Below are 21334 nucleotides of genomic sequence, written 5' to 3'. Positions count from 1 at the left end.
GTAAAGGATAAACTATGAAATTATATGAACCAATTAAACCTTATAATGAGGGGCTTTTAAAAGTTAGCGAAATTCATCAGATTTATTATGAAGAATCAGGAAATCCAATGGGAGAGCCAATATTATTCGTGCATGGGGGTCCCGGAGGAGGAACATCTGAGTCAAATCGTCAATATTTTGATCCTAAACATTACCGTATTATTTTATTTGATCAACGTGGATGTGGTAAAAGTATTCCAAGCGCCTCAATAATAGACAATACTACTCAAGATTTGGTAAATGATATTGAAAAGTTAAGAGAGTATTTAAAAATTGAAAAATGAATATTATTCGGAGGCTCTTGAGGTTCAACACTTAGCTTAGTTTATGCAATAAATCATCCCGACCGTGTTAAAGCAATGATATTAAGAGGTATTTTCTTGGGTAGAAAAGAAGATGATGATTGATTGTATCAACAAGGCGCTTCATATTATTTTCCAGCTGAATATGACGAATATGTTTCAATTATTCCTGAAAACGAGAGAGCTGATTTAATTAAAGCTTATCATAAATATTTAAATTCAGAAAATACTGAAATTGCCGAAAAAGCAGCATATCATTGAGCAAAATGAGAATTGGGATTAATTACATTAAATAAATTGCCAATTTTAGAAGAAATTTTATCAGACAAAAAAGCTAACTTAGAATTGGCTAGATTAGAGAATCATTATTTTATTAACAATATATTCTTAGAAGAAAATTATATATTGAATAATATTTCTAAGATTAGCAATATTAAAACTATTATTGTTCACGGTCAATATGATATGGATTGCCGTCCAATCGGAGCTTATTTATTGCATAAAAATTTAAATAATTCAGTTTTAAGGCTAATAGAAGCTTCTGGTCATTCAAGTAAGGAACCTAATATTGCTGAAGCATTAGTTGACGCTACTGAAGAATTTAAAAATTTATAATTAAGATATTAATCTCTTAGTATTAAGAGATTTTTATTTTCACAAATAATTCGCAAATAAATAAGGCATTTAATTTATAACTATATAATATTAATACTATAAATATGGAGGTCAATTATATGAGTAATTCTATTAAACATGTTGCTAATAAATTATCGCTTGCCGAAAAACAAGTTGAGGCAACTTTGAATTTATTATCTGAAGGAGCAACAATTCCATTTATATCTCGTTATAGAAAAGCGGCTACTGGCGGCCTTGATGAAGACATGATCGCTAAGATTAATGAGTTTTATGTATATGATGTTGAATTAGAAAAACGAAAAGAATACGTTTTAGAAATTTTGAAAGAAAAAGATTTATTAACTGATGATTTGAAAAATAAAATTTCATTAGCTGATACAAAGCAAGCAGTTGAAAACATTTATGAACCATTTAAAATTGGTAAAAAAACCAAAGCATCTGAGGCAATTGCTTTAGGGTTAAGTCCTTTAGCTGAAGCTATTATTGAAAATAAATCAGATAACTTTAATATGTACAGCGAAGCCAAAAAATATTTAAGCGATAAATTAAAAACCGAAGAGGAAGTTTTAGAACAAACAAAATTCATTATTGCTCAAAATATTTCACAAGACATAAAAGTGCGCGAATATGTTAAAAACCAATTATTTCAATATGGAACGATCATAGCCAAGTTAAAAAAGAATGCAGAAGATGAAAAACAAGTATTTGCTCAATATTACGATTATCATGAGAAAGTTAATCGCATTCCTAATCATAGAGTTTTAGCTTTAAGTCGTGGAGAAGAGAAAAAAATATTGAGTTATGATATTGAATTTAATAAACAAAAAATAATTTATGACATTAATCAAATGTATTTCAAATCAAAACGAACGGCAAAAATTATTCAGGAAAGTATTTTAGATGCACTAGAACGTTTAATTATTCCTTCAATTGAACGTGAAATTAAAAGTGATTTATTTACAAGAGCCGAAGAAGATGCTATTAAAGTTTTTGCTTCGAATTTAGAACAAATGCTTTTAGGTCCTGCTACTAAAAATAAAAAAGTTTTAGCAATTGACCCGGCCTATGTCAATGGATGTAAATTGGCAATGCTTGATGAAAATGGTAATTTTTTAGAAAAAGGTATCATGTTCCCTACCGTTAATGATAAAAATAAAATATCAGAAGCTATTAATGTTTTATTATATTTTACAAATAAGTATCATGTTGATATTATCGTTATTGGAAATGGGACTGCTTCGAGAGAAACTGAAGCATTTGTATCTAAATTTATTCAGAAAAGAAAAGAACATGGCGGAAATAATATTAAATACGCAATTGTTAGCGAAGTGGGCGCATCAGTGTACTCTGCTTCAAAAATTGCGCAAGAGGAATTCCCCAATTTACATGTTGAATACCGTTCGGCAATCAATATTGGAAGAAGATTTCAAGATCCACTAAATGAATTAATTAAAATTGACCCTAAATCGATTGGTGTTGGACAATATCAACACGATGTTAATCAAAAAGAGTTAAGTCGTCAATTAGCTTATAAAATTGACAAAGTAGTTAATATGATTGGTGTTGATTTAAACTCAGCAACTAAAGTTATTTTGTCATATATTTCCGGTTTGTCAAATTCAATCGCGGAAAATATTATTAAGTATCGTAATGAAAATGGCTTATTTAAAAATAGAGATGAACTTAAGAAAGTTAAGGGATTGGGTCCTAAGGCATATGAACAAGCCGTTGGTTTCTTAAGAATACATGATTCAAAGAACTTTTATGACAAGACTAATATTCACCCCGAAAGTTATAAAATAGCTGACGAAGTTGTTAAATACTTAAATATTGATTTAAATGATATAAATAAAGAAATATTAACTAATTTAAATAGAAAAGAATTATCAGAAAAATTAAATATCAATATATTTGATTTAGATATCATTATTGATTCATTAATTGCTCCGGAAAAAGATATTCGTGACGAAAAAGGCGGTTATATAATTTCTGATAAAGTTTTAACAATAGATGACATAAAAGCTGGCCAAGAAATAATGGGACAAATTCAAAATGTTACCGATTTTGGAGCCTTCGCCTTTATAGGACTTAAACAAAACGTTTTAATTCATATTAAAAATATGAAGAAATTTGAAAATCAATTTATTAAACACCCACTTGAAGTTTTAAATGTCGGTGATAATGTATTGATTCAGATTCTTGAAGTTGATAAAGAAAGAGAACGTATTCAGGGAAAAATTATCTGAAATAAATAACTAAAAATTAGCTTGGAACAAGAGTATAACCAGGCTATTTTTTTATTTGAAAATCAATATTTTTTTAACATCTTTAATTTTAATTAAACGAAAAATTAGTTTTGTGGTAAAATAAAGCAGTACATTTACGTACTGGTAAATTCAAATAAATTTCACATACATTTAATTTATCAAACACTATTGTGGATTCAAATGCTAGTGTTAATTTGTATTAATGCATATTGTTCGAAGCAATAGGAAGAATAACAAATAAGAAAAGGATTATTAAAATGTCAGAAAAAGTACAAGAACAAAAAGTTCAAGCAACAAATGACCCAGTTATCGTTTCACGTGAAAAATTATTAGAAGCTGGAACATATTTCGGTCACAGAGCAAGTCAATGAAATCCAAAAATGAAACAATACATTTATGGAAAAAGAATGGGAATTCACATTATTGATATCGCTAAAACACAAAAAACTTTAGAATACGCTTACAAACTATTAAGCAAAATGGCTCAAAAACCAATCTCATTTATTTGAGTAGGAACAAAAAAACAAGCTAAAAAAGCTATTGAAGCCGCTGCTGAAAGAACAAATTCAGTTTATGTTTCAGAACGTTGATTAGGTGGAACATTAACAAACTCATCAACCATTTTTAGAAGTGTTAGAGAATTAGAAAGATTAGAAGAACTACAAAAAAATGGTTACAAAGGTTACACCAAAAAAGAAGGTTTAGTAATGGACAAAAAAATTGCTAAACTACAAAAAAACTTAGGTGGTATTAGAAAATTAGCTGGTAAAACTGCTATGCCACAAGTTATGATTTCAGCATCACCAATCGATGATGAAATTGCTATTAGAGAAGCTAAGAAAAAAGGTTTAAAAATCTTTGCTATCCAAGATACAAACTCAGATCCAGATCTAGTTGACTTTGTTATCCCAGCAAACGATGACTCAGTTAAATCAATTACTTTAATTACAACTATCTTAGCTGACGCTATTGCTGCTGGTCGTGGAGAAGCTCAATTATTTGCTTACCAACCAAACGAAAAAATCGTTTTACCTGAAGAACAAAAATCAGAAAATAGCGAAAGAAAACCAAGACAATTTGTAAAAAGAGAAGCTCCTAAAAAAGAAGAACAAAACTAATAAAGGCGAGGTATTAAAATGGCTGTAGATCTACAAAAAGTTAAAGAATTAAGAGAAAGAACAAACTCAGGTTTTCTAGACTGTAAAACAGCTTTAGAAGAAACTGGAAACGATATTGAAAAAGCAATCGAATGATTACAAGAAAAAGGTATCGTTAAAGCTGCTAAAAAAGCAGGAAGAATTGCTGCTGAAGGTATCGTTAAAGCATTTGTTAAAGACAATGTTGCAGTAGTTTTCGAATTAAACTCAGAAACAGATTTCGTTGCTAAAAACCAAATGTTTACAGAGTTTGCTGACAAGGTAGCAAATGCATTAGTTGAAGCTGATTTTTCAAGCAATGAAGATTTAGCAAAAATTTTAATTGATGGCGTTTCTATTGAAGAACACACAAACACATTAACAGCTAAAATTGGAGAAAAAATTTCATTAAGAAGAGCAATTAAATACGTTGCTAAAGATAATGAAGTTGTTGCTGGTTATACACACGCTAATAACCGTGTTGCTGTTGTTTTATTAGCTAAAGGATCAAATCAAGAAAACCTAAGACACGTAGCAATGCATATTGCAGCTTTAAACCCAGCTCATTTATTTGAATCTTGCTTAGGTGAACAAGAACTATCAGAAATTAATAATAGAATTGAAAACGACCCTAAATTAGCTGGAAAACCAGAAAAAATTCAAGCTTCAATGAAAGCTGGAATGTTGAAAAAAGAATTTGTTGAGAGAGGCGTTTTAATGTATCAACCATTTGTAATGGAAGAATCAAAAACAGTTGCTCAATATTTATCAGATAGCGGTTTAGAATTAGTTGACGCTACTCGTTTCGAAGTTGGTGAAGGTATCGAAAAAAAGGTTGTTGACTTCGCAGCGGAAGTTGCTGAACAAATGGGAAAATAACCTTTTGTATTAATTAATACTGGAATAGTGGAATTTATCCACTATTTTTTTATACAAAATATAACTTTAAAAATTAATGTATTTAGCTAAGTTATCAAAATTTTATAAATTGTTTTTATATTAAAAAATAAGCATCAGTAAAATATTCGTACTATACTTAAAAGTAACTTAAATTAAGTTATATTTACTGTAGTTATAAATAATAAAAAAACATTTTAATATTAAGAATCGTATTTAAAAACTCTTTTTTATGACTTAATACAAAAAATCTAAAATTTCGTTTTAATTAACCAATAGGTTAATAAAACAAACATTTTTTTAATTATTTTTTTAATTTTTAACAGGAATATAGAAAAGACTATAAAATAAGCTTTACAAATTGTTAAATTTTGTAATTTTTAAAAGAAAAAGGGAGGAATATGTCTAAAAAATCTAGAATAATTTTATCAACAGCATTAGGCGCTTCCGTCGCAATTGCTACAGCGGCAACAATAGCGGTTTTTGCTATGAGAAAAGAAATAGATGTTAATAGAGAGGAAGCAGAATTTGCGCCTACACTTTCATTAAAAAGTTCAGGTTATAATTCCCTTTCATTCAATATTGATAATTTAAATGTCGAAAAATTTAAAGGCAAAGAAGTTCAAGTTTTATTAATAGATAAATCTTGAATTGCTAGTCCACAAATGAATGTATTCAAAATTAGAGGAAACTCACAAGAAATCACTTTTGATGGTCTAACAGAAAATAAAGTTTATACAGTAGAAGTTAAATATGAAAATCAAACTTATATAACTCAAACCTTTTCAACAAAAAGCTAGACCAATAATTTTTTTCTAACAACCAAACAGCGCCAAGTGCGCTAATTTTATTAACAAACTTAAAAGATTTACCAGGTGCACTTGAAAATGGTTCAGCATCATTTGATTTGAAAATGATTTACGTTTTGTTAACACTTATGAATTCAAAGCTAAATATCCAGCAGCAACTAAAGGAAAATAACCTTCGGAATATAATAAAATAAAATAGCAGCATCTGCTGCTATTTTTCATATTCTTTACCCTTAATTTAGAGCTTTAAATAAATCGATAAATTGATTAACTTCAAGCGCTTCTGCTCTAATTTGAAGCGATAAACATAGTTTTTCAAAACTAAATAAAATTTTATCCTTTGAATAATTGGTAATTAGGTTGTTGTATAAAGTTTTTCTTTTAAATTGAAAACAAATTTTAATAAAGTTTAAAATTTTTTCTTGATTATTTATTAGATATTCATCTTGACAATCAAAGTTTATTCTAACAACGGCAGAATCAACTTTTGGAGCAGGGTTAAATTCATTTGCTTTAGCTATTAAAATCTTTTTGATATTCGAATAGATTTGAAAAGAAACTGATAGCTTGCTATATTCTTTTGAATTTGGTTTGGCTAAAAGACGATCACATACCTCTTTTTGCATCATTAATACAGCATGCTTGATATTATTTGATGATCTTAATAATTTAAACAAAATATCAGAAGTGATGTTATATGGAATATTTCCTATAACAATCACTTTTTTATTTAAATTATTTAAGTCAACATCTAGGAAATTTGTGTTGATAAATTTAATATTTTCGGGATGATTTTCATTTATAAAGCGTTCATATAATTCTTTGTCTAATTCATATGCGACTAATGATTTTGCTTTTGGAATAATTAAATAAGTTAAAGCCCCTAGGCCTGGGCCTATTTCAATAACGTCTTCATTTTCTAATTCCGCACTAAGCACAATTTTATTCTGGATATTTTTATTAATTAAAAAGTTCTGTCCCAATGATTTTTTTGCTTTTATTTCCATAATTAAACTCCAAAAACATCTTTTACATTACTGCGAATTTGTTTAATAAATTCTTCTTCATTAATTTCTTTTAATGAAGCTATATATTTATATGTGTACATTACATATGGAGATATGTTTGGTTTTCCACGCATTGGCGTTGGGGCCAAATAAGGTGTATCTGTTTCGCAAAACATTCTATTAACAGGAATTAATTTAACTGCCTCTTGTAATGACTTGGCATTTTTAAATGTAACAACACCACTAATTGAAAAATATATATTAGGATATGGTAAACATTTTCTAACATATTCAGCATCTCCGCTAAATGAATGGAAAACAATTTTAAGATCTTTATATTCTTTTTGTGTAACTATTTCAAAAGCATCTTCCAAAGCATCACGAATATGAAGCATTGCAACAATATTGTGCTTTTTGGCAACTTCTAGTTGTGATCTAAAGCTTTCTTTTTGAATTTCGGCATTTGGAGAATCATCATAATGATAGTCAAGCCCAATTTCGCCAATACCTATTACGTCTTTATTTATAATACTTTCTAAAAAAATGCCGTCATCTTTTCCTTTAGCTAAAGTTGGGTGAATACCAATTATCGGATGCAAGTAATTTTCTTTTTGACATAATTGCATTAGCTCAACCGAATCTTCTCTACTTGTGCCGACTACAAACATTTTTTCCATATTATCTTCATATCATTGCTTTACAACGTCGTGAGGATTTTCATAATATTCTTTAAAAGGGTGAGTATGAATGTCAATATATTTCATTATAAAATCTCCTTCAATATTTTTAATATAACATTAACAATAGCTTCTTCTCATATCTTTTTGCTTTCACGATACTCTAAATTATTAGAATTATCTAGACAATCTGAAACCACTTTAACTGAATTAAATAATATTCCATAATTATTGGCAACTTGATTATAAGAAGCGCACTCCATGTCTATTACTTTTGTTAATTCAAAGTTTTGAGCTATTAATTTTCCATCATTTTCTGAGGCAAATTTATCAGCGCTTGCGCATGCAGCAATTTCATAATTAAGTTTATGTAATAAATTTTTATCACAACCAAAGTATAGATCCAAGTCTGGTAACTTTCCAATAGTATAATTAGGCAATGCTGTTAAATCAACATCGTAATAATGGCTTTTAATAATATTAATCGGCGTCCCAATATCTTTTTTGTTTAAATAAGCGGCAGGCCCACAATTTATAATATGATTTATCTTGTACTGACTAATAACATAAGATAGAAATTGGGCTGCATTACTTTTTCCAACCCCACTATGTCCAACTAAAAAAGATTTACCGTTATAACTACATTTTAACAATGATTGATAATTATTTTTAAATGGTAGTTTAATATTTTCTATAATTTCTAAATGTTTAAGCAGTTTCTCTGATTCTTGAGATTCTGCAAATATAAATAATTTCATGATTATCTCCATAATTTATAAATAAATTATATTTTAGGTATTAAAAAATAAATAAAACTTAATGAAAATTAGAGAAATTTGCTTAAAATCTGTGATTTTTGGTCAAAAAATCAAAAAAATTGAAAATATTTATTTTTTTTAATCAGCATGAAAAAAATACGATATAATAATTAAGCATTGAAACACACCTTGCCCAGGTGGCGGAATGGTAGACGCTACGGACTTAAAATCCGTTGGCTGTAATGGCCGTGCTGGTTCAAGTCCAGTTCTGGGCACCAGAGCGCCCTTAGCTCAGCAGGTAGAGCAAATGGCTTTTAACCATTGGGTCAGAGGTTCGAATCCTCTAGGGCGTACCATTTAAAAAAATCAAGGTAATAACTTGATTTTTTTTTATTTAATTTCTTAAGCTTATCTTTCTTGAATAAAAAGATTTAGCACATTAGAATGATATAATAAATGTATTGATTTATAAATTAAAGAGGTGTTGAATGAATAAACAAGAATTAGCTTCAGAAATCTGAAAAATTGCGGATAAATTAAGATCTAAAATTAACTCAGATAACTATAAAGATTTTATATTAGGTTTTATTTTCTATAAATTTTTATCAGATAATATTGAATCATTTTTTATTAGTGACGGTTGAGAAAAAGATGAATTAAAAGATTTGATTGATTATAATGTTGAAGAAAATTTAACTGAAGATGAAATTCAAGAAAGTAAAGATAATATTAAAAGATCTCAAGATAAAAATGGATACTTTATTTCTTATAAAAACTTATTTTCAACTTGAATAAAAAAAGGAAAAGATTTTAGTGTATCAGACATTACTGATGCATTAAATGCATTTGAGCGTTTAGTTTCTAATAGCCATAAAAAAGTTTTTTCTGGTATTTTTAGTAGTTTGCAGTCACTAATGCGTAGTCTTGGAGGAACCGTAGGAGAACAAACGAGCCTAATTAATGATTTATTAGGAAATATTAATAGTATTCCTGTAGGTGGCAAACAAGGTTATGACGTTTTAGGTTATATTTATGAATATTTAATTAGTAAATTTGCTGCTAATGCCGGTAAAAAGGCAGGTGAATTTTATACGCCTCACGAAGTTTCTGTTTTGATGTCAGAAATTATTGCTAATCATTTAAAAGATCGTAAAACTATCGATATATACGACCCAACTTCTGGTTCTGGCTCATTATTAATTAATATTGGTAAATCAGTTTCAAAATATTTGACTAACAAAGATGCAATTAAATACTATGCTCAAGAGTTAATTCCAGCAACTTATAACTTAACTAGAATGAACTTAGTTATGAGAGGGATAATAGTTGATAATATTTTTGTTAGAAATGGTAATACTTTAGAAGTTGACTGACCTTTTTTTGAAGATAATGATGTAGAAGGAACATATAAAACTTTATATTTAGATGCTGTTGTATCTAATCCTCCTTATTCACAAGCTTGAGAGCCTAAAGATGCGCTTTCAGATGCTAGATTTGCAAACTATGGTATAGCTCCAAAAACAAAGGCTGATTATGCATTTTTATTACATAGTTTATTTCATCTAAAACCGGATGGAATTATGACTATTGTTCTGCCTCACGGTGTTCTATTCAGAGGCGGCGAAGAAGAAAAAATACGTACAAATCTAATTGAGTCAAACAATATTGATGCAATTATCGGTTTACCAGCTAATATATTTTACGGAACGTCAATTCCAACCATTATTATGGTCTTAAGACAAAAACGCCAAAATGATGATATTTTATTTATTGATGCTTCTAAGAATTTTGTTAAATTGGGCAAAAATAACCAGTTGCAAACATCTGATATAAAAAGAATTGTTGACGCATATATTAATCGTCAGGATATTGAAAAATTTTCAAGAAAAGTATCACGTGAAGAGATTAGAAGTAACAAATATAATTTAAATATTCCTCGTTATGTTGATTCATCACCTAAATCAGCACCTTATGATTTATATGCTTCAATACTTGGTGGCATTCCAAATCACGAAATTAATCAATTTGAAAATGTTTGAAAAGGCTTACCTTCATTAAAAGAACAAATATTTGAAGTAAAAAATGATCGCTATTCTAATGCGATAGAAGGTGATGTTGAGGAAATTATTAATAATAACAGAGACGTAATTTTATTTAAAAATCAAATCGAAAGACAATTTGATAATTTTAGAGACTTATTAAAAGAAAGATTGCTATTTGATTATTTAAAAATTAACATAAGCAAAGAAAAGGAATATCTAACGAATGAAATATTTAATTTAATTAAAGATATACCTTTAGTTGATAGTTATAAAGCATATCAGCTATTTGATGACGAGTGAGAAATTATTTCAAACGATCTTGAAGTTATTCAAAGTGACGAAAACTGAAAGAAAAACTTACTAGATGAAAATTCAATCAAAAATTCATTATTTAAAACTGAAGCAAATGAAATTGATAAATTAAATGAATATCTTGAAAATAATAAAGAAGCTTATAAACAAATTTGTGAAGAAATAGATGAAGAGGATAAGAAAACTTATCAATCATTATTCAAAGAAAATGGCGATATTATAAACTCTGAAGTTTTAAAATTTGTAAAAAAATCATTAAAAAACGAATTAGAAGAAAATTCATTAAACGCTCAAATTGTTGAGATTGCTAAATTATTAGAAGAAGAAAAGTTGATTAGCAAACAAATCAATCAGAAAAACGTTCTTTTAAAAGTTAAAATTGAAGAAAAACTTAAGAGTCTAGACGATGCTGAAGTTAAATCAATCTTAGAAATTAAGTGAATTGAACCTCTAATTAATTCACTTAAGAAATTACCAGATTTATTATTAGAAGATTTAATTATTAAAGTTTCAAAGTTAATTTCTAAATATGACGGAACATTGGTTGAATTAGATGAAGATATTAAAGAAATTTCAGTAACAATCTCTAAAATGATTGATGAGTTAGTTGCTAACGAATATGATAAAAAAGGCCTAGAAGAATTTAAGAAAATTTTAGAAGGCGAATAGTTAATTTAAAAAATTAAAACCCGTTTAAACGGGTTTTTCTTATAATTTAATTATTGACTAATATTGATTATTTTTATGCCTTGATAATAAATTAAATAGCTTAAAGTTGTTTGAAATTTTAGCTCTAATTAAATAAGAGGCTAAGTTAATAAGAGCAATAATTACAAATGAAATTCATAAATAAATAGCAATGTCGCTTGTTCCTTTAATGCGGTTCTCTGTTGAAGCCAAACCAAGCGCTGATGAAGAATAAAGTCCATAAGTAATAAAGTTTCTCGTAGTTTTCTCGATTTCGAAACTTAAAAGCGTTATGTAATCTAATTTAATTGAAGGAAGAACATAGTTAAAATAGATTTTAAAAATATTATGCCCTTGTTTTTTTAGTTGATTAAACACAGAAATTGGTAATTTTCTTATTGAACTTTCAATACTTCTTGAAAGCGTCGAAGCGCCATGTATTGCAAAAGCTAATACAAAAGCTGCTGAAGAACTATTATAAAGAGCTGAAATTATTATAAATAATGATAATGTCGGTATAGCACGAACAAAACTATTGCTAAATCTAAAGAATATTGATGTATAGTTAGTTACCAATTGTTTTGTCATCAAAAACATTTTAACACGTGTTATTAAATGAATAATAGTCAATGCTAAAAAAACTAATGACGCTAATTCAATAACCATATATATTATTCCGTTTTCGTTTCAAGCAAATGAAATGCTTGAAAGATTAGGGTTAAAAAAGTCACTAAAATATTGCTTAGCCTGGTTAAAATAAATTTTATTATCTTTTAATGAAATTACGGCAAAGGCAATAATTGTTATTGAAGCAATAAAAAATAAAGCAATTAATAATCTTTTGATTATTTTAACCTTTTCATATTTTTTAATATTTATTTCTTTCATTGTTCGTGATTTAAATAAGCTATTAACGGCAATATTTAATATTTCTAATAAAAATATAAATACAATCAATACCATTAATGGTGTTAGTAATTGATTAAAATAATCTTTAGTACTATTTTGAGATGGGGCTACTAAAAGACCGATTCCTAAAAAACTTAGTTTGGATAAAATGGTAGACCATCTTAAATTTGACTCAAACGCATAGAAGATATAGTTTATTACCTTTATTTTAATTTGTGGTCATATTTCTAATAAAAACGCTTTAAAACGTGATGTTTTAATGCGTTGCAAGTGATAGAAAATTGTAAAATTGCTGTTTTCTATAGCTTGTGAAAAATATTCATGTAATCAAAGCCAGGTAAATCATGAAAATATTAAATTTATGGCTAAATCTTTATCGGCTGATTGTGTAAATAAATAAATAAAAAATAGTTCTGGAAATATTCTTAGAGCAATAATAAATATTTTTATCGGGATTGCTATATATTTACTGTTCATTTTCAAATTTGAAAAATAGGCAGTAAATGAAGCTATTAAAAACCCGATTGTTGTTCCTAGAAATATTAATTTAATACTCTGTCATAAAAAACTTATTGACAAAAGAAATAAATTTTGATTTTTATAAATTGAACTATATTTATGTGGGCTAAAAAAATCTTTTAAATTATCTATAAATATATTTAACCCATATTTGGTATTAGAAAAGTTTATCATTCAAATAGAAAAGGCAATTAGTGATAAAAATAATAATCAAAATAACGCCCTTCATATTAATCTTAAAGGACCTCTTATCTTAATATTTTGATTAGATATTTTTTCTCTAAAAAATGTTTTTTCTATTTGTATGTTTTTCATATTTATATTCCAAATGTTTTATGGTATGGATCAATAACTTCTTTTTGAGGGTCATTGATTATTTTATAAGCAAAAAATCCGACGGTTTGACCGTAATCGTCTTGCCCTTCTTTTCATGTTTCATAAATAGATTTTGCCAATCCATTAGCTATGTTTTTGTCAAGGTATTTTGAAGTTGCAAAAACGTTGTATTTAATTGGATCAGTAGCTGTTAAAAATTTAATTTTTGCTTCAGCATTTTCTGGTGTATAGTAATCTATGACTTTGCCCTTTTTATTGTTTTTTGTATATGCAAAACTTCCTAGTTCATCAAATACGATGTGATATTTTGCTAAAGCGCCGCGTCCAATATCTCTTGCCTTACCTTCTATATACTTATTAGAGTTGGCAAGTTTATCTAATTCAAATGATTCGAATTTATTGCCTTCTTTATTGAAGTGTTTTTTGAATAATGCTTCTTGTACATGATATTTTGAGCCACTATCTTTTGAACCTGTAACAATTCCAAAATTTCTAAATGCATTTCAATCTTTGTCATTTCATGCCTTGGTAATGTTATTTAACTCTTCATCAGTACCTTGAATCATGATTAGGCCACGATAATAATCTGTAAAGGCTTCACCTTTTTCATAGAATTTTGTGTAGATACTGCCGTTTCATCCATATGATTCATTGGTTCATTGCTTATATGGTTTTTCAGCAAACAATGCATAAGCTTGGTCGGCTACTAAACGAAGAGGGTCATTTTCTGAACCGTTTTCATAAAATGATGCTTGTTTATCAAAAACAAATTGTTTAGTCATTGTTTGAATAATTGGTGTAATTTTCTTAGGATTATCACCTAAGTTAAATAATGTGCTTGTTAAAATTGCAACGTCACTTTTTCCTTTTAATAGCGAAGTTGCTAAGTCATTATTTTCACCAATAAATTCGGTAGTTATTTTGATTTTTGTGTTATTTTGTTCATTTTTGTTATAGTTATCTTCAATTTTTTCAAAGAAACCCGTTTTATTTTCGCCATATCATGGTTTGTTAACTGAAAATGTAATTGTTTGTTCGCTTTTATGTGAACATGATGCTGCAACTAATCCTGCAGAAGTCGCTAAAAAAACTGTAGCGACGGTTAAATGTCTAAATTTTGACATAAAAAATCCTCCTAATTGAGGATGCTAAAAATTGAGAAACTCACTACGCCAGTATTAACTGGATCAGCTAATGAGGGTATATCTCAGCCATTCGGCACCCCTGTTCTTTTTACATATCTATTATAATATAACTGAAACTAAACCAAAATAATTTAATATAATTTATATACTAGTTTATACGATTTTAGAAAAGAGGTTTTCATGGAGTATAATGAAGGAAAAATAATTAAAGCAAAAGTTGTTAAAGTTTGAAAAAATGTTGTAAATTTAATAACAAAAGATAATCGCAAATGTTTTTTAAACATTAATGAGGTTAGTGATTATTACATAAACAATTTAAATTTAACTTTTAAAATTGACGATATTAAAGAAGTACAAATCATTCAAGTTATGCCAAACGGAGATTTAGTAGTTTCTTTTAAAAGAATACATCCTAAGGAATTGAGAAATCCATTTGAATTTAGATTAGATAAAGAAGATACTAATTTTGAAGCTTTACTTGACTTTACAAATAAAGGAATTAATTATGGTAAGTAAAGATAAAATTAAATTTGATTTTTCTTTAGCAGTTAAAGAACATTCAATTGAAAAGTATCGCCCCTTAGTTGAAAAAATAAGCAATAAACTTAAAAAGAGTGATGTTGAGTATCACCAATTTTTAGGCTCTTTTAAAATAAAAAGAAATCAACAAAAAAATCAAATTGATTTAATTAAAGAATTGCCTAAAAAATTGTTATCAGAAAATATTGACACTTTAGTAATTATTGCTCCTCAACATGTATGTCTGCAAGCACAAGCATTAACTAATTTAGTCAATGGAAAATATCCTGAAAGCTCTTCTAAAAAGCTTGATTTAATTTTTGTTAATGAAACAATCAATGGTCGTGATATTGCACAATTAATTAGATTATTAGAAACAAGAAACTTTGCAATTAATGTAATCAGTCAAAATGGCGAATCGTTTGAAATATTATTGATTTTTAGAGAACTTAAATTATTATTAACTAAAGCTGTTGGATCGGCGAATGCTGCCAAGTATATTTATATAACAACCAATAATAATTATGGAAAATTATTTAACGAAGTCCAAGTAAATAAATATAATCATTTAATTTTGCTTGATAACTCTACTGAAAAGTTTTTTAGCTACTCTGCAGCAATACTTCTGCCATTGGCATGTTCAGGTGTTGACATTGATGAGTATTTAGAGGGTGCAATTGAAGCTAATGAATATTATGAAAATGCAGATTTAAAAAACAATTCAGCTTATCAATATGCCATAGTTCGTTTTATATTGTGAGACAACTTATATCGTTTAGAACATCTAAATTATTATTCAAATTCAGAAGCAAAATTATCTAATTTATTCAAAATGTATTTAACTGAAGGTTCATTAAGAAAAAACAAAGGAATTATTGTTATGTCAAATCAACAACCCGCTGATTTGAATAGCTATTCTGAAAATCAAGTCAATTCATTTATAAAAACTTTCGAGACTTCTATTATTTGCGAAAATCCAAAAATTGACTATTCAATATCGCTATCACATGAAAATGACGATGATTATTACAACTATTTATATAATTTCACATATAATAAAATAGGAAAGATTATTAATAACACGTTAATCGATAATCATGTTAATAACTTTAAAATCCCGAATCTAAAAATCATCATTGAAAATTATGATTATAGAACATTGGGTTGAATTATAGCGTTTATTCAATGATCGACATTAATGTGTGCAAATTTATTAGAAATAAATCCATTCGATAATGTAGGAGTAAAATCTTATCACGTCGAATTAATTAAAAATATTACCGAATTGGCCGGAGGTTCAAAAAATGACTAAAATCGGAATTATCGGAGTTGGTGCAGTAGGTAGTGCTTATCTATATGCATCATTAAATAAAAGTATAGAAGCAGATTACATTTTAATTGATGCTTTTGCAGATTATGCTAAAGCACAAGCTAAAGATTTAAATGATGCCGCAGCGTCAATGAATAACTGTGGTTCAACATTTAAAACAGGTGATTATAACGATTTATCGGATGCTGATGTTGTTGTTATAACCGCATCTGTTAAACCAAAAGATGGGGCATTAAAAGATCGTTTAGAATTACTAACTGACAATGCCAAATTAATGCAAGAAATTGGAAACAAAATTAAAGCAGCGGGATTCAAAGGAATTACTATTATTGCGTCAAACCCAGTTGATATTATGGCATCAGTTTATCAACAAGTTACTAAATTTGATTCAAGCAAAGTTATTTCATCTGGAACCATTTTAGAAACAGCCAGAATGAAAAAATTCTTATCCGAAAAAATTAACGTTAAAGCTTCATCAATTACTGGTTTTGTAATTGGTGAACATGGCGCTCGTTGCTTAATTCCATTTTCAAAAATGAGAATTGGTCTAGGTTCATTAAAAGACTGATTAGCAAACGGAATGGTAACACAAGAATGACTTGAAGGATTAAACCAAAAAGTTAAAAACGAAGCATTTGAAATTATTTCAGGTAAAGGTATTACAAACTTTGGTATTGGTGAAAACCTAGCCGAAATTACTCATGCAATTTTAGCAGATAGACAATCTGTTTATTCATTAGGTGTTGAATTACCTAAAGAATATAAAAATCACGGTGTTTATTTCGGATTGCCTGTAATTTTAGGACGTAACGGATATAGACATTTACCAAAAATTAGATTAGAAGAAAATGAACAAGAAATGTTCGATTCATATTCAGCCGAAATGAAAAACACTGTTATTGAAGTGCTAAATAATTTAGGTGTTAAATACGAAGACAATAATTAATGTTTAGTTTTATTGAGATAGTGGCGATGCCACTATTTTTTATTCTGCGTTTTTAATATTTAATAAAACATTTATGGTTTGCCAACTTTTTTGTTGTTATTGTCAATATATTTGCTTAAAAGATTTAATTATTTAATTTATATTAGATTTGACTTTATCAATAGATTTATTTTATCTATAAATAGCGTTTAGTTAAGTTATAATTCTTTTTATGAATCAATTAGAATTTAAAAATGTGTTTGCTACGTATAAAAAAAATCATGATTTAGTTTTGCAAGATGTCTCTTTTAAAATAAAAAAAGGTGAAATGGTAGCAATTATTGGAAAATCAGGAGCTGGTAAATCAACGATATTCAATGCAATATTAAAACAGCTGAAGATAACTAGCGGCGATATTTTTTTAAATGGCAGTAGCTATAAAAAAATGACAAACAAACAATGAAAAAAGGAGCTAGCAAATATTGGTTTTTTAAGCCAACAACCTAATTTAATTGAAGATTTAAATGTTTACGAAAATATATTACATTTCTATACCAAATACAAAAATTTTATATATAGCTGAGTAAAAATATTAACAAAAAACCAAAAGCACGAAATTTATCAAACGCTAGACAAATTAGGAATATTTGATAAAAGTTTTACAAGAGTTTCAGAACTAAGTGGGGGACAAAAACAACGTGTTGAAATAGCAAAGTTACTCTTACAAGATGTGTCAATAATTTTAGCCGATGAACCGACTTCAAATTTGGATATTATAAATGCTGAAGAGGTCTTGTCATTATTAATTAAAATTCAAAAAGAAAATCAAACAACTATTCTAGTTAACATACACGATTTATCTTTAATTAAAAAATTTTTTAAAAAATATATCTATGTCGAAAATGGCAAAATTCTTAACATCGGAGATACTGATTTATTAACTGAAAATGATTTGAAAAAAATATATCAAGAATAATATCAATAAATATCAATAAATTAAGTTAAATTAGAGTTATTATTTAACTCTTTTTTAATTTATGAGCCAATTTGTTATAAAATTATGTTATTAAATTAACGAAAGGATAGGTTCTATGGATATACCTAGTTATGAGCGGAGTTATAAATTAGTTAATAAGTTTATTAGAACTTATCTTTTTTAATTTATTCTGCTCTCCTTAATTTTTTAAAAGAAGGAGGAATATGAAGCAAAATTTAGATACTAATAGTGTTAAAGCGATTGCCGTTAAACAAAACAAAATGTCGGCAAAGGCTTTGAAAATTGAAAAGCAACATAAATTAATTCGTGATCGATTAGTTGATTCTTCTATTGCTGAAAAAGAAGAATTATTTTCTAAATATAACACATCATTTAATGGGATTAAAAATGAAGATATTATTGATGAAAATAGATCTGAATATGGTGTAAATAAGATTACAAAAAAAGGTGCTGATACTGTTTGAAAAAGATTATTTAGATCATTTTTCAATTTGTTTAACATTATTTTATTTATTTTATCAATGGTTTCATTGGTGGTTGATGTTATTTTACCGATTATTGAAAAAGATCCAAACAATTCACCTAACTATATAACTGTAATTATTATTTTAGTAATGGTTTTTGCAAGTAGTATAGTTCACTTTATTCAAGAACAGAAGAGTGCTTCATCGGCTAACAAGTTAATTGAAATTATTGAAACTACTTGTTTAGTTGAACGAAATGGGATATTAAAAGAAATTCCAATGGATGAAATTGTCGTGGGTGATATTGTTCACTTTGCTGCCGGAGATATTATTCCTGGCGACGTAAGAATTTTACAAGCTAAAGACTTATTTGTTTCACAATCATCATTAACGGGTGAAAGTGAACCAATTGAAAAATATGCAACAATTGATCCAAACAAAAGCTATGACAATATTACCGACCGTCCTAATTTAGCCTTTATGGGTTCGAATATTATTTCCGGTTCAGCAAGAGCTATTGTAATTGTTACTGGAAATGATACTTATATTGGACAAGTGGCTTCAAAAGTGGGCGAAAAACAAGTTCAAACAAGCTTTGAAAAAGGTATTAAAAAGATTTCAATTATGCTAACTGTAATTATGGCAGTTATCATACCAATCGTATTTTTAGTTATTGGTTTAACTAAAACTGACGACCCAGTTAATAGAAGATGAATTAATGCATTATTATTTGGTATTTCTATTGCTGTTGGTTTAACCCCCGAGATGCTTCCAATGATTGTAACAGCCTGTTTATCAAAAGGCGCTATTGCCATGGGTAAGGCTAAAACAATTGTTAAAAACCTTAATTCAATTCAGAACTTTGGGGCAATGGATATTTTATGTACTGATAAAACTGGAACGTTAACGCAAGATGAAGTTATTTTAGAGCGTCATTTAGATGTTAATGGAAAAGAAGATACACACGTTTTAAAATATGCTTTTTTAAATTCTTATTATCAAACTGGGTTAAAGAATCTACTGGATAAATCAATTATTAAAAAGACACTAGATTTGGCAGATGAAGAAAAATCGTTAGATAATTTAGAATTACATTATGAAAAAATCGATGAAGTTCCTTTTGATTTTCAACGTAAGAGAATGTCGGTTCTTGTTAAATCATTAAAAAATGACAAAGTTACTTTAATTACAAAAGGCGCTGTTGAAGAAATTATTAACGTTTGTACAAGAATTTATCTAGATGGAAAAGTTGTTCCATTGGATAAAAAAATTATTCGTAAGGTTCTAAATAGAGTTGAAGAATTTGGCGAAGAAGGAATGAGAGTTATCGCAATTGCTTCTAAAAAATCACAAATAGATGCAGTTGGTAAAATTTCGGTAGCTGATGAAAGCGATATGACTTTAATTGGTTATTTAACTTTCCTTGACCCTCCAAAAGATTCTGCCGAAGATGCAATTAAGAAATTGCACAATTTAGGTGTTGAAGTTAAAATCTTAACTGGTGATAATCCACTTGTAACTAAAGCAGTTTGTGCAAAAGTTGGTATTCCATATGACAGAATTTTAATTGGTAAAGATATAATTGATATGACTGACCAAGAGTTAGCTATCGAAGTAGAAAAAACACAAATTTTTGCCAAACTAAGTCCTGATCAAAAGGCAAGAATAATAAGCATTTTGCGTAAAAATGGTCACGTAGTTGGCTATATGGGTGACGGTATCAATGACGCCCCTGCTATGAAAGTTGCTGACGTTTCTATTTCAGTTGACACCGCAGTTGATATTGCAAAAGAATCTGCTAATATTATTTTGTTAGAAAAAGATTTAAACGTTTTAGCTACCGGTATTGTTGAAGGTAGAAAAACTCATGCTAATATAAACAAGTATGTAAAAATGACTGTTTCATCAAATTTTGGTAACGTATTAAGTGTATTAATGGCTTCATTTATCTTGCCATTTATTCCAATGGCTCCTGTTCAAATTATATTCTTGAACTTAATTTACGATTTATCGTGCGGAACTTTACCATGAGATAATGTCGATAAAGAATTTATTCAAAAACCACGGAAGTGAGAACATAAGTCAATCTGGAAATTTATGTTGTGGTTTGGTCCGGTTAGCTCAATAGTAGATATAATGACATTTGTTGTTCTATATTATGCAATAATTCCTAATTTGCATTACAATGGCGAAGTGATGGGTTCTTATAAAACAATAACTGATATTGCAAAACAAGCTGAGTTTAGAAAATTATTCTGAGCAGGTTGACTAATAACCTCTATGTGAACACAAACTTTTGTAATTCATTTCTTAAGAACAAATAAGATTCCATTCATTAAATCTAATGCATCAACACCTGTATTTATAATGACTTTATTAGGTGTTGCTGCCGTTACTGCTGTACCTTATATAAAACCAATTAATAGCTGATTGCAATTGTCACCATTACCTCCAATATTCTATGCATGACTTGCAATGTTTATGGGTTCATACATCACATTGGTTGAGGTTACTAAAATCATATATAGAAAAGTACACAGAGAATTTTTATAATTTAAATCGTGCTATTGCGCGATTTTTATTTTAAAGCTTATCAAAGTGATTAAATTTCGTTAAAAAAT

16 protein-coding genes, 2 tRNA genes and 1 riboswitch are annotated in these 21334 nt (G+C 28.0%); of the genes, 13 read left to right on the top strand and 5 right to left on the bottom strand.

From position 1 onward, the window contains the following. The first annotated feature begins 14 nt into the window (after window positions 1-14). The 5 genes from pip (at window position 15) to AB5V95_RS02300 (ending at window position 6077) form a co-directional block, all read left to right on the top strand. Complete coding sequence (gene pip / locus AB5V95_RS02320) at window positions 15-956, top strand: prolyl aminopeptidase (RefSeq protein ID WP_369085760.1); 942 nt, start codon at window positions 15-17, stop codon at window positions 954-956. Window positions 957-1075: 119 nt separating this feature from the next. Beyond that, a complete protein-coding gene (locus AB5V95_RS02315; protein ID WP_369085759.1) occupies window positions 1076-3232 on the top strand; it encodes a Tex-like N-terminal domain-containing protein in 2157 nt (718 codons plus the stop codon). Between the two features lie 269 nt (window positions 3233-3501). Beyond that, window positions 3502-4362, top strand: coding sequence for a 30S ribosomal protein S2 (gene rpsB, locus AB5V95_RS02310; protein ID WP_027122509.1), 861 nt, complete (start codon window positions 3502-3504; stop codon window positions 4360-4362). An 18-nt stretch (window positions 4363-4380) separates the two neighbouring features. After that, window positions 4381-5259, top strand: coding sequence for a translation elongation factor Ts (tsf, locus tag AB5V95_RS02305; protein ID WP_369085758.1), 879 nt, complete (start codon window positions 4381-4383; stop codon window positions 5257-5259). Window positions 5260-5678: 419 nt separating this feature from the next. Then, complete coding sequence (locus tag AB5V95_RS02300) at window positions 5679-6077, top strand: hypothetical protein (RefSeq protein WP_369085757.1); 399 nt, start codon at window positions 5679-5681, stop codon at window positions 6075-6077. A gap of 242 nt (window positions 6078-6319) precedes the next feature. Here AB5V95_RS02300 and rsmA read toward each other — a convergent pair whose 3' ends face one another. From rsmA to AB5V95_RS02285, 3 genes are read right to left on the bottom strand one after another with little or no spacing between them, the layout of a single operon-like run. After that, window positions 6320-7093: a 16S rRNA (adenine(1518)-N(6)/adenine(1519)-N(6))-dimethyltransferase RsmA gene (gene rsmA / locus AB5V95_RS02295; protein ID WP_369085756.1), complete on the bottom strand. Its 774-nt coding sequence runs from the start codon at window positions 7091-7093 to the stop codon at window positions 6320-6322. A 2-nt stretch (window positions 7094-7095) separates the two neighbouring features. Next, complete coding sequence (locus AB5V95_RS02290) at window positions 7096-7857, bottom strand: TatD family hydrolase (protein ID WP_369085755.1); 762 nt, start codon at window positions 7855-7857, stop codon at window positions 7096-7098. Next, complete coding sequence (locus AB5V95_RS02285) at window positions 7857-8528, bottom strand: hypothetical protein (protein ID WP_369085754.1); 672 nt, start codon at window positions 8526-8528, stop codon at window positions 7857-7859. Before AB5V95_RS02285 ends, AB5V95_RS02290 begins: the two co-directional genes overlap by 1 nt. Window positions 8529-8719: 191 nt before the next feature. Here AB5V95_RS02285 and AB5V95_RS02280 point away from each other — a divergent pair. The 3 genes from AB5V95_RS02280 to AB5V95_RS02270 all read left to right on the top strand — a co-directional run bounded on the left by AB5V95_RS02280 (window position 8720) and on the right by AB5V95_RS02270 (window position 11551). Further along, a tRNA-Leu gene (locus tag AB5V95_RS02280) sits at window positions 8720-8806 on the top strand. A 2-nt stretch (window positions 8807-8808) separates the two neighbouring features. Then, window positions 8809-8884 (top strand) — tRNA-Lys (locus AB5V95_RS02275). 132 nt (window positions 8885-9016) lie between these two features. Beyond that, a complete protein-coding gene (locus AB5V95_RS02270) occupies window positions 9017-11551 on the top strand; it encodes a type I restriction-modification system subunit M (RefSeq protein WP_369085753.1) in 2535 nt (844 codons plus the stop codon). Between the two features lie 57 nt (window positions 11552-11608). On the opposite strand, the gene AB5V95_RS02265 is transcribed toward AB5V95_RS02270, so the two are convergent. Together AB5V95_RS02265 and cypl are read right to left on the bottom strand one after the other, a co-directional pair. Further along, complete coding sequence (locus AB5V95_RS02265) at window positions 11609-13312, bottom strand: ABC transporter permease (protein ID WP_369085752.1); 1704 nt, start codon at window positions 13310-13312, stop codon at window positions 11609-11611. A gap of 2 nt (window positions 13313-13314) precedes the next feature. Further along, the gene (gene cypl, locus AB5V95_RS02260; RefSeq protein WP_369085751.1) at window positions 13315-14457 is read right to left on the bottom strand and encodes an ABC transporter thiamine pyrophosphate-binding lipoprotein p37/Cypl; all 1143 of its coding nucleotides are present in this window, start codon (window positions 14455-14457) and stop codon (window positions 13315-13317) included. Between the two features lie 22 nt (window positions 14458-14479). Further along, window positions 14480-14569: riboswitch (TPP riboswitch) on the bottom strand. Window positions 14570-14658: 89 nt separating this feature from the next. Between cypl and AB5V95_RS02255 the strand changes: the two genes are divergently transcribed. From AB5V95_RS02255 to mgtA, 5 genes are all read left to right on the top strand, one after another. Continuing rightward, the gene (locus AB5V95_RS02255) at window positions 14659-14994 is read left to right on the top strand and encodes a hypothetical protein (protein ID WP_027122822.1); all 336 of its coding nucleotides are present in this window, start codon (window positions 14659-14661) and stop codon (window positions 14992-14994) included. After that, entirely contained in the window at window positions 14984-16309 is a 1326-nt protein-coding gene (locus AB5V95_RS02250) for a hypothetical protein (protein ID WP_027122823.1), read from the top strand. The genes AB5V95_RS02255 and AB5V95_RS02250 overlap by 11 nt, the downstream gene beginning before the upstream one ends. Beyond that, entirely contained in the window at window positions 16302-17273 is a 972-nt protein-coding gene (locus tag AB5V95_RS02245) for a lactate dehydrogenase (protein ID WP_027122824.1), read from the top strand. Before AB5V95_RS02250 ends, AB5V95_RS02245 begins: the two co-directional genes overlap by 8 nt. Before the next feature lie 211 nt (window positions 17274-17484). Continuing rightward, complete coding sequence (locus AB5V95_RS02240) at window positions 17485-18228, top strand: phosphonate ABC transporter ATP-binding protein (protein WP_369085750.1); 744 nt, start codon at window positions 17485-17487, stop codon at window positions 18226-18228. 224 nt (window positions 18229-18452) lie between these two features. Continuing rightward, window positions 18453-21266 (top strand): magnesium-translocating P-type ATPase, encoded by a 2814-nt coding sequence (mgtA, locus tag AB5V95_RS02235; protein WP_369085749.1) that lies wholly within the window; start codon window positions 18453-18455, stop codon window positions 21264-21266. Window positions 21267-21334 lie beyond the last annotated feature (68 nt).

It is taken from the genome of Metamycoplasma spumans (genome assembly GCF_041026625.1).
Taxonomy (GTDB): domain Bacteria; phylum Bacillota_I; class Bacilli_A; order Mycoplasmatales; family Metamycoplasmataceae; genus Metamycoplasma; species Metamycoplasma spumans.
The sequence above is the reverse complement of the archived record's forward strand: the minus strand, read 5'-3'. Positions and strand labels throughout refer to the sequence as shown.